The 15911-nt window shown below is 53.9% G+C and carries 19 protein-coding genes, 1 other RNA gene and 1 pseudogene; 14 read left to right on the top strand and 7 right to left on the bottom strand.

Annotated features, from left to right (window positions below; genetic code table 11):
* Positions 1-18: 18 nt before the first annotated feature.
* The 9 genes and pseudogenes from A7P96_RS10490 to A7P96_RS09245 all read left to right on the top strand — a co-directional run bounded on the left by A7P96_RS10490 (position 19) and on the right by A7P96_RS09245 (position 7241).
* On the top strand, positions 19-900 hold the full coding sequence (locus tag A7P96_RS10490; RefSeq protein ID WP_082887971.1) for a DUF1176 domain-containing protein: 882 nt from the start codon (positions 19-21) through the stop codon (positions 898-900).
* Between the two features lie 32 nt (positions 901-932).
* Positions 933-1262, top strand: coding sequence for a DUF1176 domain-containing protein (locus A7P96_RS10485; RefSeq protein WP_231863671.1), 330 nt, complete (start codon positions 933-935; stop codon positions 1260-1262).
* Between the two features lie 95 nt (positions 1263-1357).
* Positions 1358-1707 (top strand): annotated as a pseudogene (locus A7P96_RS10480) (3-octaprenyl-4-hydroxybenzoate decarboxylase); the annotation flags it as partial.
* Between the two features lie 211 nt (positions 1708-1918).
* Entirely contained in the window at positions 1919-2173 is a 255-nt protein-coding gene (locus A7P96_RS10870) for a hypothetical protein (RefSeq protein WP_156496322.1), read from the top strand.
* Positions 2163-2564 carry a hypothetical protein gene (locus A7P96_RS09265; RefSeq protein ID WP_067526540.1) on the top strand — a complete coding sequence of 134 codons (402 nt, stop codon included), beginning with the start codon at positions 2163-2165 and terminating at the stop codon, positions 2562-2564. The genes A7P96_RS10870 and A7P96_RS09265 overlap by 11 nt, the downstream gene beginning before the upstream one ends.
* 192 nt (positions 2565-2756) lie before the next feature.
* On the top strand, positions 2757-4274 hold the full coding sequence (locus A7P96_RS09260; RefSeq protein ID WP_067526538.1) for an ABC transporter permease/substrate-binding protein: 1518 nt from the start codon (positions 2757-2759) through the stop codon (positions 4272-4274).
* A gap of 107 nt (positions 4275-4381) precedes the next feature.
* Positions 4382-5272 (top strand): SDR family oxidoreductase, encoded by an 891-nt coding sequence (locus A7P96_RS09255; protein WP_067526537.1) that lies wholly within the window; start codon positions 4382-4384, stop codon positions 5270-5272.
* Between the two features lie 160 nt (positions 5273-5432).
* The gene (locus tag A7P96_RS09250) at positions 5433-6407 is read left to right on the top strand and encodes a serine hydrolase (protein ID WP_067526535.1); all 975 of its coding nucleotides are present in this window, start codon (positions 5433-5435) and stop codon (positions 6405-6407) included.
* A gap of 3 nt (positions 6408-6410) precedes the next feature.
* Complete coding sequence (locus tag A7P96_RS09245) at positions 6411-7241, top strand: ABC transporter ATP-binding protein (protein WP_067526533.1); 831 nt, start codon at positions 6411-6413, stop codon at positions 7239-7241.
* 88 nt (positions 7242-7329) lie between these two features.
* Here the strand turns inward: A7P96_RS09245 and A7P96_RS09240 are convergent, their stop codons facing one another.
* A complete protein-coding gene (locus tag A7P96_RS09240) occupies positions 7330-8451 on the bottom strand; it encodes an NADH-dependent flavin oxidoreductase (RefSeq protein ID WP_067526531.1) in 1122 nt (373 codons plus the stop codon).
* A gap of 389 nt (positions 8452-8840) precedes the next feature.
* On the opposite strand from A7P96_RS09240, the gene A7P96_RS09235 reads away from it, so the two are divergent.
* The 5 genes from A7P96_RS09235 (at position 8841) to A7P96_RS09215 (ending at position 12949) form a co-directional block, all read left to right on the top strand.
* The gene (locus tag A7P96_RS09235; RefSeq protein ID WP_067526529.1) at positions 8841-9647 is read left to right on the top strand and encodes a class I SAM-dependent methyltransferase; all 807 of its coding nucleotides are present in this window, start codon (positions 8841-8843) and stop codon (positions 9645-9647) included.
* A gap of 191 nt (positions 9648-9838) precedes the next feature.
* Positions 9839-10381 carry a 5'-3'-deoxyribonucleotidase gene (locus A7P96_RS09230; RefSeq protein WP_067526527.1) on the top strand — a complete coding sequence of 181 codons (543 nt, stop codon included), beginning with the start codon at positions 9839-9841 and terminating at the stop codon, positions 10379-10381.
* Positions 10382-10789: 408 nt separating this feature from the next.
* The gene (locus A7P96_RS09225; RefSeq protein ID WP_067526525.1) at positions 10790-12175 is read left to right on the top strand and encodes a Na+/H+ antiporter family protein; all 1386 of its coding nucleotides are present in this window, start codon (positions 10790-10792) and stop codon (positions 12173-12175) included.
* A complete protein-coding gene (locus A7P96_RS09220; RefSeq protein ID WP_067447543.1) occupies positions 12175-12399 on the top strand; it encodes a SlyX family protein in 225 nt (74 codons plus the stop codon). The genes A7P96_RS09225 and A7P96_RS09220 overlap by 1 nt, the downstream gene beginning before the upstream one ends.
* 214 nt (positions 12400-12613) lie before the next feature.
* A complete protein-coding gene (locus A7P96_RS09215) occupies positions 12614-12949 on the top strand; it encodes a hypothetical protein (protein ID WP_231863670.1) in 336 nt (111 codons plus the stop codon).
* A 279-nt stretch (positions 12950-13228) separates the two neighbouring features.
* Here the strand turns inward: A7P96_RS09215 and ssrA are convergent.
* From ssrA to A7P96_RS09180, 6 genes are all read right to left on the bottom strand, one after another.
* Positions 13229-13590, bottom strand: a transfer-messenger RNA (tmRNA) gene (gene ssrA, locus A7P96_RS09205).
* Positions 13591-13817: 227 nt separating this feature from the next.
* Positions 13818-14174: a 50S ribosomal protein L20 gene (gene rplT / locus A7P96_RS09200; protein ID WP_067526521.1), complete on the bottom strand. Its 357-nt coding sequence runs from the start codon at positions 14172-14174 to the stop codon at positions 13818-13820.
* Positions 14175-14187: 13 nt separating this feature from the next.
* On the bottom strand, positions 14188-14385 hold the full coding sequence (gene rpmI, locus A7P96_RS09195; protein ID WP_003823953.1) for a 50S ribosomal protein L35: 198 nt from the start codon (positions 14383-14385) through the stop codon (positions 14188-14190).
* Positions 14386-14535: 150 nt separating this feature from the next.
* A complete protein-coding gene (infC, locus tag A7P96_RS09190; RefSeq protein WP_082880675.1) occupies positions 14536-15057 on the bottom strand; it encodes a translation initiation factor IF-3 in 522 nt (173 codons plus the stop codon).
* A 16-nt stretch (positions 15058-15073) separates the two neighbouring features.
* Positions 15074-15331 carry a hypothetical protein gene (locus tag A7P96_RS11065; protein ID WP_151085934.1) on the bottom strand — a complete coding sequence of 86 codons (258 nt, stop codon included), beginning with the start codon at positions 15329-15331 and terminating at the stop codon, positions 15074-15076.
* Between the two features lie 24 nt (positions 15332-15355).
* Entirely contained in the window at positions 15356-15868 is a 513-nt protein-coding gene (locus tag A7P96_RS09180; protein WP_067526519.1) for an O-acetyl-ADP-ribose deacetylase, read from the bottom strand.
* Between the last annotated feature and the right edge of the window lie 43 nt (positions 15869-15911).

Here is a 15911-nt window from a genome sequence, read left to right as displayed (position 1 = left end):
ATAAAGGCTACCTGAAAAATTAGCGCAGTACGCAAACCAATCCACCCGGCCAAACCAATCTTTTCAGGTAGCCTCAACCTTTGCAAAACCCCATCCCTCATCTCGGCCATCCCCCTAAGGAGATTACAATGTTGCGTCATTCACTATGGTTGCTACTGTTGCTCGGCAGCAAGCTGGCCGCCGCGTCTATTCAAGGTTTCTACACCACGCAGGGCGAAGCTGGCCTGCGACAACACTGGCACGTGCCGTGCCGCAGGCCATGCCAACGAAGAAGACTCTCACGGGCTGCCGGTTTCCCTGCTGCTGCAACGCGCCGCCGGCGAGCAGGCTGTCGTGTCTAGCCATCTGCAAATTAGTTATCAAGATAATTTGGCTCGGCAGCAAACCGTAACTGAGTTACGTATCGACATCCACTCAGTTGGCCGAGTTGTATTCACTGATCAGGGTGAAGGTGTAACCAAATTACCTGCCTCGCAAACGCAAGCTCTGTTGGCAGCCTTAAAACGCCGAACTGCCATCAGCCTACACACAACAAACGGCACGGTATGGCGGCTGTCGGCCAATGGTGCCACCGCCATTTTGTGCCGCATGGATGCGTTCCAACGCCGCAACGGTACTCCCTCTGCTCTCATCAACCCCGGCCACAGCCGCCGCTCCGTGTTGCAGCCGCGACCCTTACCGATAATCCATGCGGCAGCTGTACCGGAAATGCCACGCATTCAGCCAAATAGTGCGCTGGCAAACAGTAATAGCCCGTCTATGCCGATGGTGCGCGTATTAAAACGCCATACCCCGCGATACCGTGCATTGGTGCAAAAACTGCGTCGTTTGCCGCAGGCAAAATTCTGCGAGTTTGTTGATTCACCAGAGGAGGCCCCAAAATCGAAGCCTACCGCTTGAGTGGCGGCCATATACTGATACGAGTCGACTGTATGCATACGGCTTCGAACGGTGTAACCCAATTTGTTACAGTAACCAACAGGGATTTCTCACGAATCGAATCAATACTTGGCAATAAAATTAACGAAAGTTATAGATATGACGGCATCATATCCAACAACTGGAAAGAACGCGGTTTCGGCGATTGTTGGGGGCATGAAAACTGGATTTGGAACGGCAGAAAATTTAGACTGACTTATTCCGCCACCGATCAAATGTGCCGTGGGTTTGCCGGCGGTGCGTGGACAATGCCCACCTTCATCTCCCTGCCCGACGGCCGCCTGCAGCCGAAGGAAGAGCGGAGTGGATTAGGGAGTGGCTGAAAGAATGTGCCGACTGAACTCTCCTCAATCATCCCAAAGCTATATATCATTTTCAGGTAGCCTTTAAATGAAATAACCTACGCGACTTTATCTTCATGCTTGAGCAGTAGAACAAACTCAAGCATTTCGCCCATCCCGTTTCCCTGCATTTGGAAATGGCTGAAATCGCCGACCGCGTGCTGCGCGCCGAAAGGCTGGTGTTGCTGTTTGAAAACTCGATTAAGCCCGACGCACGCCCGAACGCGTGGCGACGGGCATGGGTGCGGACAGCGTGTCCAAGTTGCGCGAAATCGGGAAGATACTGGCGTATCTGAAAGAACCCGAGCCGCCCAAGGGCATCAAAGACGCGTTTTCCAAACTGCCACTGTTGAAAGACATTTAGAGCATGGCATCGAATGTGGTGAAAATGCCCCATCGACTACCTCGACTTCGCCAGCCCTGTCAGCGGACTCGGCGGCAAAATGGGCTTGGACGCGACCAACAAATGGCCAGGCGAAACCGACCGCGAATGGGGACGGGTGATCAAAAAAGACCCTGCGGTTACGGCTAAGATTGATGAGATTTTTTTTGGGGGGGCTGAGGTTGTAGGCGGCTGAATCTTGTCAGGCATTTTTGGACTTTTTCAGGTAACCTTTTGCCATGCTGGATGGCTCGGTTTGGGAAATAAGTGGCGTGGTGCCGGTGGCGACTTAGGCAACTCGGTCATCGCGCTTTCCGATGCACACTGGATATATAACCGCCACGTACGCGATGCGGCGATGCGCGACACCCTGCATCAGGTACCGCACCTGCTCGGCCTTGCCCTGCAAAGCGGCCTGCATATGCGTAACACCCACGAACACGCCGCCGCCCTGCATGAGCACCTGGAATACATGCGTGGCGAAATGCGCCACCTCCTGAATGAGCAATAACGAATTGATTGAACAAATCAAAAATCCACAAACCCCGCTGCGGGACAAAATCCTACTGATTTTAGACCTTGCCGAACAACGCAATCGGGAAATCTACCCGTTGATTTTGGCCGCACTAGACAGCGCGGAATATGCCAAAGTTCGCGGTACGCTGATTTATGCATTGGCAAACTATCCGGCGAAGCCTTTGTTTGAGAAAGCCATCGGCTGGCTGATTGACGGCAATTTCGAAATGGCGCATGAAGCAGCGGGTATTCTCGACAAAATTGCAAAAATAGAAGGCTCGCGTGCAGACAAAGCATATGCCGCCCTCACTACCGCGCTGAACAATCCCGCCAACGAAACATGGCGCGTTGAGCTATTGGGAGAGGTGCTGGGGATGTTTGAATAGCAAAGAGAAACGCGTAGATAAGGCCCATATCGCCTAATAAAGGCTACCTGAAAACCTAAAAAGCAGCCTACACTTGGTAAATTCAAAGTGCAGGCTGCTTTTCCCACCTCCGCCTTCACGCCACCATTCCTTGCTACACGCTAAAAACCCCTATACCATTCAATCCACTAATCATCAACACGGCCAAACATCATGCCCACATCCCTCCCCTTTTCCCTTGCCGAACTCTGGCAAATGCTGCTTACGCATTTATGGCTTTCCGGACTGGCTTTGCTCGCGGCCGTGGCCATTGCGGTGCCTGCCGCCGTGTTGTTTGCGCGCAGACAGCGGGCGGCGGAAGCGGTATTGCAGTTCACCAATATATTGCAAACCATCCCCTCTTTGGCACTGCTGGGTTTGCTGATTCCGTTTGTCGGCATTGGATCACCGCCCGTCTTGATTGCGCTCACGCTATACGCGCTGTTGCCGATTTTTCAAAATACCTATTTGGGGCTGACCCAAATCGACCAATCGATTCAAGATGCGTACACCGCATTCGGCCTGTCGCGTTGGCAGTCGCTGTGGCGGATTGAGCTGCCGATGGCGTTGCCTGCCATGATTTCAGGCATCCGCACGGCGGCGGTGCTGATTGTCGGCACGGCAACTCTGGCGGCGTTAATCGGTGCAGGCGGCTTGGGTAACCTGATTCTGCTCGGCATCGACCGCAACAACATGACGATGACGTTTACCGGCGCATTGCTCTCCGCGTTACTGGCTGTCGGCGTAAGCGGCATTATCGGACTGTTGCAGAAATCGCGACGCAAATTGCCGATTATTCTTGCATTGGCGGTGGGCTTCGGTGCACTCGGTCTGTCGCAGATTTCATTTACGCCTGCCACAAAAAACGTGGTGGTTGCCGGCAAAATGGGTAGCGAGCCGGATATTCTGATTAACATGTATAAATTCTTGATTGAGCGTGAAAATCCGAATATCAGAGTTACAGTCAAACCTAATTTTGGTAAAACCACCTTCCTGTTTAACGCGCTAAACAGCGGCGAAATCGACATTTACCCCGAATTCACCGGCACCGTGTTGGAAGCCTTAGTACAAGTGCCGCCCGAACAGAAAAACCGCCATCTGTCGCCAGATGAAACCTATCAACGGGGCAAACAATTATTGGCGGAACAATATCAGCTAGAGTTTCTACCACCGATGTCTTATCAGAACACTTATGCGTTGGCAGTCAAAGAAAGCTACGGCGCGGCGCACCAACTGAAGACAATTAGCGACTTAAAGCAGGCTGCGCCCGATATCCGAGCAGGTTTCTCACTGGAGTTTACCGACCGAGCGGACGGCTACAAAGGCATGCAGGCAGCCGGTATCACGCTAAAACATATTGTTAGCCTAGAGCCCGCCCTGCGCTATACGGCATTGTTGAATGACAAAATCGACCTAGTCGAAGCCTTCTCTACCGATGCAGAATTGAAGCAATACCAGTTGCGCCTGCTGAAAGACGATATTGCCCTGTTCCCTGCTTATCAGGGCGCACCGCTAATGAAAGCAGAATTTGCCGAAAAAAATCCTCAAATTGTGACCGCACTTAACCGACTGGCGGGAAAAATTAGCGAAGAAGAAATGAGCGAGATGAACTACCGCGTGAAAGTGCAGGGCGAAAGCGCGGAAAACGTGGCTCGGGATTATTTGGAGGAAAATGGGTTATTGACGAAATGAAATAAGCAGTAGGCTACCTGAAACCCCAAAAGCAGCCTGCACATGGTTTGACAGAAAGCCTGCAAACGGCAAAGCTATCCCTTTTGAAAACGCATAAGGAAAACAACATGAATCTAGCCATCACCGGCGCCAGTGGTCACATCGGCGGCATGGTCGCCCGCCACCTCAGCGCACGCGGTTTGTCGCTCGTTCTGCCGCTGCGCAACCCCGCCAAAGCGCCCGATTTGCCCGCTTGCGAAGCGCGCCCCTTTGCCTACGGCGATTTCGAGCTGGCCCGGCAGGCGTTAAGCGGGGCAGATGTGCTGTTTATGGTGTCCGCCGCCGAAAGCCCGACGCGCGAGCAGGAGCACCTGACTCTGGTACGCGCGGCAGCAGTGACAGGCGTGCAGCATTTGGTGTATCTGTCCTTCGCTGATGCCAGCGCCAGCAGCACTTTCACCTTGGCGCGCACCCACGCCGCGACCGAAGCTGCCATCCAGCAAACTGCCATGCGCTACACCTTCCTGCGCGACAACTTCTACAGCGAAATGATAGCGACGATTGCCAACGCCGACGGCATCATCGCCGGCCCTGCGGGCGATGGCCGCGTTGCCTGCGTCTCGCAGCAGGATGTAGCGCAAGCGGCGGCCAACATCCTCACCGCCATCGCTTCTGGCGACGACCGCCACCACAATCGCAGCTACACCCTCACCGGCAGCGAAGCGCTGACCTTCACCGATGTCGCCGTCATTCTCAGCGACGTCACCGGCAAACCGCACCGCTACCACAACCAAACCCTTCGTGAGGCCTATACCAGCCGCGAGCGCGACTACCCCGACACGCCCGCCTGGCAAATCGAAGCGTGGGTGTCTACCTACACCGCGATCGCAGGCGGCGAACTCGCCACTGTTTCAGACGACCTGCCGCAACTATTGGGCCGCGCACCACGCCGTTTTGCCGAAGTGGTTAAAAGCATATTTATCAAGGGAAATACAAATGACGAAAGCAGAGATTCTTGAAACAGAGATACGCTTTACGTTTCCATGGTCAATTATCACGCCAAACTCAATAGTGAGTCTATTTGCTATTTTTAACCACGCTAGGCAGTTACAACTGATAACTTTCAAAAATATCAGCAAATACGTTTTGGCTGCAGTCATATAATTAAAAGGGGTTCTTATGGAAAACACCATTCTCAGCAACAAGAAAATTCACCAAGCGACGGTGCTTGCCTATCGCGGTGAACAAAAAGTTGCGGAACTCTCAAAGGGCGGGATGACCTGCGATTCCCCTTTTGCCATTGCCAGCATCTCGAAGCTCTATACCCATGCGATGACCTTTGCGATGATAGATAAACGGCTGCTTGCCTACACATCACGGCTTGTTGATTTACTGCCGGCGGATAAAGTCGGCTGTTTACCCAATGCCAAAGAAGTCACTGTGCGGCACCTGATTGATCAGACTTCCGGTTTTGCCAACCATGAATTGGATAAATTGCCGAACGGCACCGTATTATTTAAGGAAATATTGCATCAGGATCGCGCAGTGAGCGTTGTGGAGTCGCTGCGGTTGGTGGCTGCATTGCCGCCGAAGGGTAAACCGGGCAGTCGAGCTTACTATGCCGACATCAATGCGTTGTTACTGGGCGAAATCTGCGAAACCCTTACCGGTAAAACCTTGCCTGCCTTATTGGCAGAAATCATCTGCCAACCGCTTGGCCTTAAAAACACGCATTACTGCACGGGTAACGAAAATAATATTACGCCCATTTATAACGGTTCTCACGCTGCCTTTTGGCTCAAATATCTATCAGCACAAATGGCGCAAGGCGGTATTGTTGCGACCAATCATGAATTGATGCAATTTTTGCAGGCATTTATGAAAGGCCAACTATTTTCCAAAAATCACCTTACAAATCCGAACTTTCGCCGCATACAATTCATACCGCTGAAATACGGCAGCGGCATGATGCAACTCAAAATTCCGCGCATATTATCGCCATTTGTTCCGGCTCCGGAAATCATCGGCCATAGTGGCAGTAGCGGCAGCTTTGCCTTTTATTGCCCGTCGAAGAATATCTTTATTACCGGCACTATTAATCAGATTCAACACCGACCCTTTGCCGTCATCTATCGTATCATCAATAAGGTTTAGTCAATGACCCCGCCGCCTGAATTAACCCTGCTGATTGAATTCAAAAACGTCAGCAAACACTACGACAATCACGCCGCCGTGAGCGAACTGAACCTCACCATCCACCAGGGCGAATTCTTCGTGTTAGTCGGCGGCTCCGGCAGCGGCAAATCCACCACTTTACGCATGATTAACGCGCTGATTGAACCGACCGACGGCAACGTTCATCTGCACGGCAAGCGGATTAAAGACTACGACATCCGCCAGCTCCGCCACCAAATCGGTTACGTATTGCAGCAAATCGCCCTGTTCCCCACCATGACCGTGGCGGAAAATATCGAACTCATGCCTGACATACTGGGCTGGCCGAAAGCAGAACGCAAAACGCGTGTGAACGAATTATTGGGGTTGGTGGAACTTGACCCCGCGCACTACCGCGACCGCTATCCGCACGAACTTTCCGGCGGTGAACAGCAGCGCATCGGCATTTTGCGCGCCATCGCCGCCAAGCCCCAAGTGCTGTTGATGGACGAACCGTTTTCCGCGCTCGACCCGCTGGTGCGCACCGTGCTGCAAGACCAAATCGCCATGATTCACCAAAAATTTGGCACCACTATCGTTTTTGTTACCCACGATATGCAGGAAGCCCTGAAACTCGCCTGCCGTATCGGCGTGATGCACAACGGCAAACTGGTGCAAATCGGCACGCCCGAAGAAATCAAAAAGCAGCCTGCAAACGATTACGTGCAATCGCTGTTTTCCGCCGCCGACACGCCCGATGCCGAACGCATCATCAACCAATTCCTGCGGCTGGACCAACAAGGGCAGGAGGAGGTGAGACGGGCGTTGCTTTGATGCGGGGTTGAGGCTACCTGAAAACCTAAAAAGCAGCCTGCACTTTAATGTGCAGGCTGCTTTTTCATGTTCAGACCGTCTAAAACGCTCAAATATCCACAATCTGCCGTTCCATCCCTTTCACCGGCGGCAGCCACGGCGAGTTGGTCAGGCAGCGTTGCCACAGCGCGTCGGGCAAGCGGTAGTGGTCGGCGCGGTTGGGGTCGAGGTCGGTTTGGATGTCAGCCTCGCGGTTCCCCCGCAGCAAATCGGCCAAATCGGGGTTAATCATTACGGTTTTGCCCAGCGCAATAAACTCCGCCCAACCGGTGTTAAACGCCTTGGCGATGTCGCTGCCGGTGTAAAGGTTGCCCACGCCGATTAAGGGCAGGCGGCCGGCGATGCGTTCGTGCAGCAGTTCCATACGGGCGCGGTTAGTGTCTGCGCCGCGTCGGGCGTGTTTGTAGAAGTCCCACAGCGAAACGTGCAGATATTGCAGCGGTTTTTGCACCAGCGCGTCCACGAGTGCGAAAGTTTCCGCCATGGTAATGCCGTGTTCACCAGGCTCTTCGGGCGAGAAACGGTAGCCCAAGATGAACTCTGGTTTGGCGTGCGCTTTGACGGCGGCGGCCACCGCATCGACCACGGCCAGCGGGAAGCGCAGACGGTTGTGCAGGCTGCCGCCCCATTCGTCGGTGCGGCGGTTGGTTTGGGCGGACACGAATTGTTGCAGCAGATAGCCGTTTGCACCATGGATTTCCACACCGTCAAATCCGGCCTGCACCGCGAGGGTGGCGGCATTGGCATAGGCGGCGATGAGCTGCTCGATTTCGGCGGTGGTCATTTCGCGCGCACCCGTGGCTTCATCGGCGGACGGGGCGACGGTGTCACCGCAGAGTTCTTTGAGGGCGGATTTGCCGCCGTGATGGATTTGCAGGATGGCTTTCGCACCTTGCGCTTGGGCGATTTTAGCAACTTCGCGCAGGCTGGGCAGGTCGTCCTCGTTTATGGCATACGGCTGGCCGTGGAAGGCTTTGCCGTTTGCCTGCACCAACGTGGCGGCGGCGATAAACAGGCCGAAACCGTTGAAGCGGTTTTGCAAAAACGTGCGCTCTTGGTCGGTAATATGGCCGTTTTCATCGGAGGAAAAATGGGTCAAGGGGGCGACGGCGAGGCGGTTGGGAACAGTGGCGCCGTTGTTGAAGGTGTAGGGCTGGAAGACGGGGTTCATGTTGGATTCCTTTCGGGGTGTGAGTTTCAGGTAGCCTGAAGCGGCAGGTGTATTCGGTATACGCGTAGTTGCCGCATCAGCAACACTTTGCTAGTTGGGCGGTTTGGCTTGGTTTTCAAGCAGAAGGCTACCTGGAAACAGCACGAAGCAGCCGGTGCTCTCCCCATATAGCTAACTTCAATCTATCTGGATAAGCGGCTTTTTGGCTTTCAGGTAGCCTTTCACATCATCTCAAGCTGCTTATTCGGGTGTACAATCTCTTCTGCAAGATTCTCATTTCTATTTAGTCCAACAGGCTACCTGAAAGCAGAGCTGCAACCCAGTTTCTGTACAGCTCAAATCTCCGTTTAAGGAAACGCCTGCAGGCAGCCCAGTTCAGGAGAGATGCTATGCTGAAAATCCAAAATGCCGTTAGCGAAACCCTGCTGATTCCGCTCTACATGAAATACCTCGATGCACAACAAAGTCGGCCGATACTGAACGACCCGGCCGCCCTGCGCCTTGTGCCGCAAATCGACTACGACTTCACCCTATTCCGCGCCGCCCGCAACAGCCGTGTGGGCACAGCCCTGCGCGCCCGCTATTTCGACCAAGTGGCCGCTGATTTTATCCGCCGATACCCAGAAGGCATCGTTGCCATCCTCGGCTGCGGGCTCGACAGCCGCCGCGAGCGGCTCGGCAGTACCGCCGACCATACCCCTTTCTACCAGCTCGACCTGCCCGACGTCATCGCCCTGCGCGAAACACTGCTGCCGCCGCAAGCCAATGAAACCCTCGTCCCAGCCTCTGCATTCGACACCGGCTGGATGGAACGGCTGCGCCAAAACCACCCCACCGCCCCCGTACTCTTTATCCTTGAAGGCGTGCTGATGTATTTTGCCGAAGCCCAAGTGCGCGAACTGTTCCAACAGCTTGCCCAACGCTTCCACGGCGAAATTGCCTTCGACGTAGCCGGCACGTTTATGGTGAAACATTCCGACCAACACGACGCCCTCAAACACGCCCGCGCCAGCTTCGATTTCGCCTGCGACGACGACCGTCAAATGGAAAGCTGGGCCGCCAACCTCCATCTCGTGTCCGCCAAACGCATGACCGATTTCCCCGAAGCCAAAGACATCGGCCTCAACTACTGGCTCATGCGCCTATTTCCCCAAATCCGCCATTCCTATCGATTGCTGCACTACCGGATTGATTAGGGCAAACAGAGCAAAGGCTACCTGAAATTTCAGGTAGCCTTTTCAGCCCAACAGACAATGCCACAAATTCAGGCATCCGGGCATTGGCGCTTGAAAATTGACAGCCCAAACCTAGATGCCCGATAAAACCTTATAATCGAACTACCAACTTTTCAGCCCGCCTTATCCCAACACACCACAGAAAGCCCGCCATGCTCATCCTGCTCGACCAAGACAACGTGCTCGCCGACTTTGAAAGCGGATTCCGCCGCCATTGGCGCGGCCGCTTCGGCGAAGACGCGCCGATAGAAGGCAAAGAACACATTTTCTACATCCGCGACCGCCTGCCCGAGCACCTGCGCACGCACGCGACCGAACTCTACGGCGCAGTCGGGTTTTTCGAAAGCCTGCCGCCCATGCCCGGCGCAGTGGAAGCTGCCCACGCCCTTTTGGCTGCCGGCCACGACGTGCGCATCTGTACTGCGCCGGTCAACCAATACCGCTACTGCGCCGGCGAGAAAATCGCCTGGGTGGAACAACACTTGGGCGCGGAATGGACACGGCGCGTGATTATCGCCAAAGACAAAACCTGGGTGCGCGGCGACATCCTCATCGACGACAAACCGACTATCGAAGGCAGCCTGCCGCCCCTGTGGCAACACCGCCTCTACGATGCGCCACACAACCGCCACCTGAACGTATCGCGCATTGTATGGACACAGCCGGAAACCTGGGCGGATTTGCTGGATAATTGATGCCACTAGCTTGAAGGCTACCTGAAAAATGAGTGCAACTGTTTTTCAGGTAGCCTTTCTTATTTAAATAGCACGCCACTCTGCTCCCCGGCCGATAATTATCTTTCCCGTTCATCCGCACCTAAACTCTGCTTATGCAGAAACTACTTTCCTGCTTTTCAGGTAGCCTTCACTATTCTGCTGAATCGGCGGGGAAATTTATTCACAGCCGATCAATCTGCCTGTTGCCTGCCGCTTTTTCCGTTGTTATACTCATTTCCCGATTAATGAAATAAATCTGCGGCCAATGTCCATCCGGCCACAAAGCTAAAGCGCTTATTTCTCCACATCGGGCAATAAACGGAGAAATTGGGCTTTGGCTTTTGCTTTTGGCGGATGTGGATTAGGCGCAGGAAAGGAGAAAGCAAAATGAATGCCGTAGTGTTGGCTGTGCTGGTGATGCTGATTTTGTCGGCAGCACGGGTACACGTTGTGTTGAGCCTGGTTATCGGCGCATTTGTGGGCGGCCTGGCCGCCGGGTTGCCGCTGGCGGATATTACCGACCCAGCCACTCATGAAATCATCACTAAAGGCGTAATTACCCATTTCCAAAGCGGCTTGGCCGGCGGTGCGAAGATTGCGCTCTCCTATGCCATGCTCGGCGCGTTTGCCATGGCGATTGCCCACTCCGGCCTGCCCTATCAGCTGGCTGGTATGGTGGTGCGCAAAATGGGCGGCAATGCCAGCCGCGACCAAATCCCTTCCAGCGTAAACAGCCTGAAATGGGGGCTGATTGGCGCGCTCTTGCTGATGAGCATCATGAGCCAAAACATCATCCCGATCCACATCGCCTTCATCCCAATGGTGGTGCCGCCGCTTTTGCTCGTGTTCAACCGCATGCAAATCGACCGCCGCCTGCTGGCGTGCGTGATCACCTTTGGTTTGGTGACCACCTATATGTTCCTGCCCTATGGCTTTGGCGCGATTTTCTTAAACCAAATCTTGTTGGCCAACATCCAAAAAGCCGGCATAAGCGTGCAGGGCATCAACGTGATGGAAGCCATGGCGATTCCCGCCGCCGGTATGTTCACCGGCCTGCTACTCGCCTTCATTCACTACCGCAAACCGCGCCACTACACCAACAATCAGGTGGATTGGAGCTCCGAGCAGGCCGCGGCCAATGCGCCAAAAATTTCTACCTACCGCAGCGTGGTAGCCGTGGTGGCGATTGTGGCTTCCTTTGTGGTGCAGTTGGTGTATAGCGATGCACTGCTCTTAGGCGCAATGGTCGGCTTCGGCGTATTCATGGCCACTGGCGTGGTGCGCCGCCGCGAAGTGGATGTCGTATTCGATAGTGGCCTGCGCATGATGGCGATGATCGGCTTCATCATGATTGCTGCCCAGGGCTTCGCTGAAGTGATGCAGGCCACTGGCCAGATTAAACCCTTGGTCGACACCAGCGCCAGCCTGTTTGCCGGCAACAAAAGCATGGCCGCGTTGGTTATGCTCGCCGTCGGCTTATTGGTAACCATGGGCATCGGCAGCTCCTTCTCCACCCTGCCCATCATTGCCGCCATTTACGTTCCCCTGTGCGCCAGCATGGGCTTCTCACCGATGGCCACCGTAGCCATCATCGGCACTGCCGGCGCACTGGGCGACGCCGGATCACCTGCTTCCGATTCCACCCTCGGCCCCACTTCCGGCCTAAACGTAGACGGCCAGCACGACCACATCTACGATTCGGTTATCCCCACCTTCCTCCACTACAACCTGCCGCTAATGGCCGCAGGCTGGGTGGCCGCCATGGTGCTGTGATGACGCATAACGACACCGAAGCGCGGCTGGCCGAGCTGGAAATTCAGGTAGCCCTGCAAAACGACCTGCTCGACAGCCTGAACGACACCGTCGCCCGCTTGCAGCAAGCTTTAGATTTGCAACAAGCCCAGCTGCGGTTGCTCTACGGCCGTTTGCAAGAGAAAGACGGTAGCGGCACCAACCAAACCTTTAATCCCGCTGCCGAAATCCCGCCGCATTACTAAAGACCAAGCGTGTATCAACCAAGAGGCTACCTGAAAACGTTTCATGTTTTTCAGGTAGCCTCTTGTCAGCTTGCCTATTCTTTTTTTATCATTCCGCCTTTCATTTCCACCATGAAGAAAGCACATTATACCCACCCGAATCTCTATCAGCCGCGCCACCCTCCTGGCCGGCCTCGTTTGCCTCACTGTCGGCTGCGCCAGCCTAGACACACGTATGAAACGCTTTGTTGGCAAACCCATCGATGCCGTTATCAAATCCTATGGCGTCGAACCAACAGAAGGTAGAGTCAAATCGGGAAACAATCGCTATGCCTACCTCTGGCGCTATACTTATTACTCCTACGGCGGCCGTGAATACGAAGGCAGCAGTCAAAACGGCCCCATCATTACCAACTACTATAGCGACGTCTGCTACGGCCAAAACCAAGACCGCATCTTCTACACTGATAACCAAGGCATCATCGTGGATTATTATTGGCAAAACAGCAACAAATGGCGCATGAATTGCCGTACTCACCAAATTGGCCGGTATTTCCGAAGATCTCTGTAATCAACCACATCCTTCAAACTACATTGATGAGTTTGCCATAACGGAAACGGTTTAGCCACAGAAAAACCTTATCAAATAGTGGAAAATAAGAGTGAAATAAAGCGGCAAGCCGCAGACAATACAACCTAGCGAGCTTACACAGTAGCATTCTTGTTTTAATCCACTACAAATCAAGGCTACCTGAAACTTTCAGGTAGCCTTTTTAACCCGTCAACACACTTCAATTACAAAAAAGTAGCAGCCCAAAGGCTGCCCAAACAAGTTTTACGAAAAAAAATTTGGTGGAGGCGGGGGGAATCGAACCCCCGTCCGAAAGTCCTCTACAAAGCGTTCTACATACTTAGTCTTGCCAACTTAAATCTCGCCCCCATTCCGCCGACAGACAGGCTGTTTGGGAGCCAGTTACCTTAAATCTCATTTCCCGCCAAGTAACCCGACGGGAAACCAGTCAATGTAGAATGACGTTGCGGTAGCTTACGCTACACAGCCCATTGACCAACTGCTGCAACGGCAGGCCTTAGGCGGCCAATGCGAAAGTTTCGTCGTTTGCGACTATTTAAATTCAGTGTTTTACGGGAAATCTGAGACCCCGGTATGCCCGCATCTGCTTCGCAACCCCCGTCGAAACCAAAGTCGCCCCCAGATAAAGGAAGGTGGATTATACGCTGCCAGTCGGCTTTGGACAATTCGTTTTGCTGGCTGCCGCCACAAAGGCTACCTGAAAGCGTTGGTTGCAGCGAGGCGGATCGATGATTTTGCGTAACCAAGGCTAAGTTTCTGCAAAGCTAAAGCCTAACCTTCCTCTAGCATCTAATCCAACACAATAAAAAATCGGCCGGAAGATTCCGGCCGATTTTCCAATCAGGCATTAAGCCAAAGCAGCTTTGGCTTTTTCAACCAGCTGCGCGAAAGCAGCTTTGTCGAATACGGCCAAGTCGGCCAATACTTTGCGGTCCAGCTCGATAGCGGCGCGTTTCAGGCCGTTCATGAACTTGCTGTAAGACAGGCCGTGCTGGCGGGCACCAGCGTTGATACGGGCAATCCACAGTTGGCGGAACTGGCGTTTGCGCTGACGGCGGTCGCGGTAGGCATATTGGCCTGCCTTCATCACCGCCTGTTTGGCAACGCGGTAGACGTTTTTACGACGGCTGCGATAGCCTTTGGCCAGAACTAATACTTTTTTATGACGGGCACGTGCGGTTACACCGCGTTTTACGCGTGGCATATTTCAGACTCCTTTAAGCGTAGGGCAACATTTTGTGAACGGAAGCCACGTCGCGCTCGTTCACCATAGCGGTGCCGCGCAGCTGGCGTTTGTTCTTAGTGGTTTTTTTGGTGAGAATGTGGCGTTTGAACGCGTGAGCGCGTTTGATGCCACCGTTGCCCAGCACTTTGAAACGTTTCTTCGCACTGGATTTGGTTTTCATTTTAGGCATGGGAAAACTCCATTGGTTTATCGGATTAGGCATCGGGAGGCTGCCTGCAACAGGCCGCGCTTAATACCCGAAACCACGGTTTTATGCCGCACACACAACATTGAAGCCGTTTCCCGCGTGCAGCGGAGCGGAAAGCGGCGAATTATACGGTTACTTCTTCTTAGGTGCAACCATCATCACCATCTGGCGGCCTTCCATTTTCGGAAACTGTTCCACAGCGGCCACTTCGGCCAAATCGGCCTTCACACGCTCCAGAAGCTGCGCGCCCAAGTGTTGGTGCGCCATTTCGCGGCCGCGGAAACGCAGGGTGATTTTCACTTTGTCGCCATCGGCCAAGAAGCGGGTAACGTTGCGCATTTTGATTTGATAATCGCCTTCGTCGGTGCCGGGGCGGAATTTGATTTCCTTAATCTGCACCTGCTTCTGCTTTTTCTTGGCTTCGTCGCGTTTTTTCGACTGCTCGTATTTATATTTGCCATAGTCCATCAGCTTGCAAACAGGCGGTTTGGCAGTGGGGGAAATCTCCACCAAATCCACATCTTGTTCTTCGGCCATGGCCAGGGCTTCTTTCACGGTTACGATGCCGAGCTGCTCGCCCGTGCCGCTGATTAAACGCACTTCTTTGGCGTGGATTTCGCCGTTAATCCGTGCTTCGCGTTCTTGTGCGATGATGAATCTCCTATTAAGGTTAGTCTTCTGGTGGTGCGCTTTGGCGCACCTGTTGTTCAGATAGCCTTAGGTGATAACGCTGTTCAACCCGGCTACCAAAACACTGTATTTTATCAAAAACCGCTGCGCTTGGCGCAATGCGCCCGCGATTATAGCAAGTTTCGCCATAAATACACCAAAAACCTGCATTTAGCCACCAAAAACGATACTTCCCGCCAACAATCCAAGCAATCCGTGTTGGCGATACACCCGATTTTGCCTGCTTACTGCCAAACATGCGCTGCGTATCCGCCCGAATTTTTCAGGTAGCCTCCAGTAATCGCCGGTACAGTGCTGCATCTTGCTGAGAAAAACAGCAAAATACCACGCGCTCTATCTGCGGGCATTGCGGCAGCGTTTCACGCACCGTCCGCACCGCAATTTTCGCTGCTTCGCGCGCGGGGTAACCATACACGCCGGTGCTGATACAAGGGAAAGCAATGCTTTGCGTGCCCTGTTCCGCAGCGAGGCATAGAGAATTGGCATAGGCTGCGGCCAGTAGTTTCGCTTCACCACGCTGCCCGCCGCGCCACACCGGGCCGACCGTATGTACCACCCAGCGTGCCGGCAGCCGGTAGCCCTGCGTGACTTTGGCCTCACCAGTGCGGCAGCCGCCCAGCTGGCGGCACTCAGCCAACAACTCCGGCCCGGCAGCGCGATGTATCGCACCGTCCACCCCTCCTCCACCCAACAGCGAGGAATTGGCAGCATTAACTATCGCGTCCACCGCCAGCGTGGTGATGTCGGCTTGGCATACTTCCAAAGTGGCATTCATATTGATTTCCTTAAGTTTTAGATGAGGCCACCTGAAACTGGCT

Origin of the sequence: Eikenella sp. NML03-A-027 (assembly GCF_001648395.1) — a bacterium.
Lineage (GTDB): Bacteria > Pseudomonadota > Gammaproteobacteria > Burkholderiales > Neisseriaceae > Eikenella > Eikenella exigua.
This window is presented reverse-complemented; position numbering and strand designations above follow the sequence as displayed.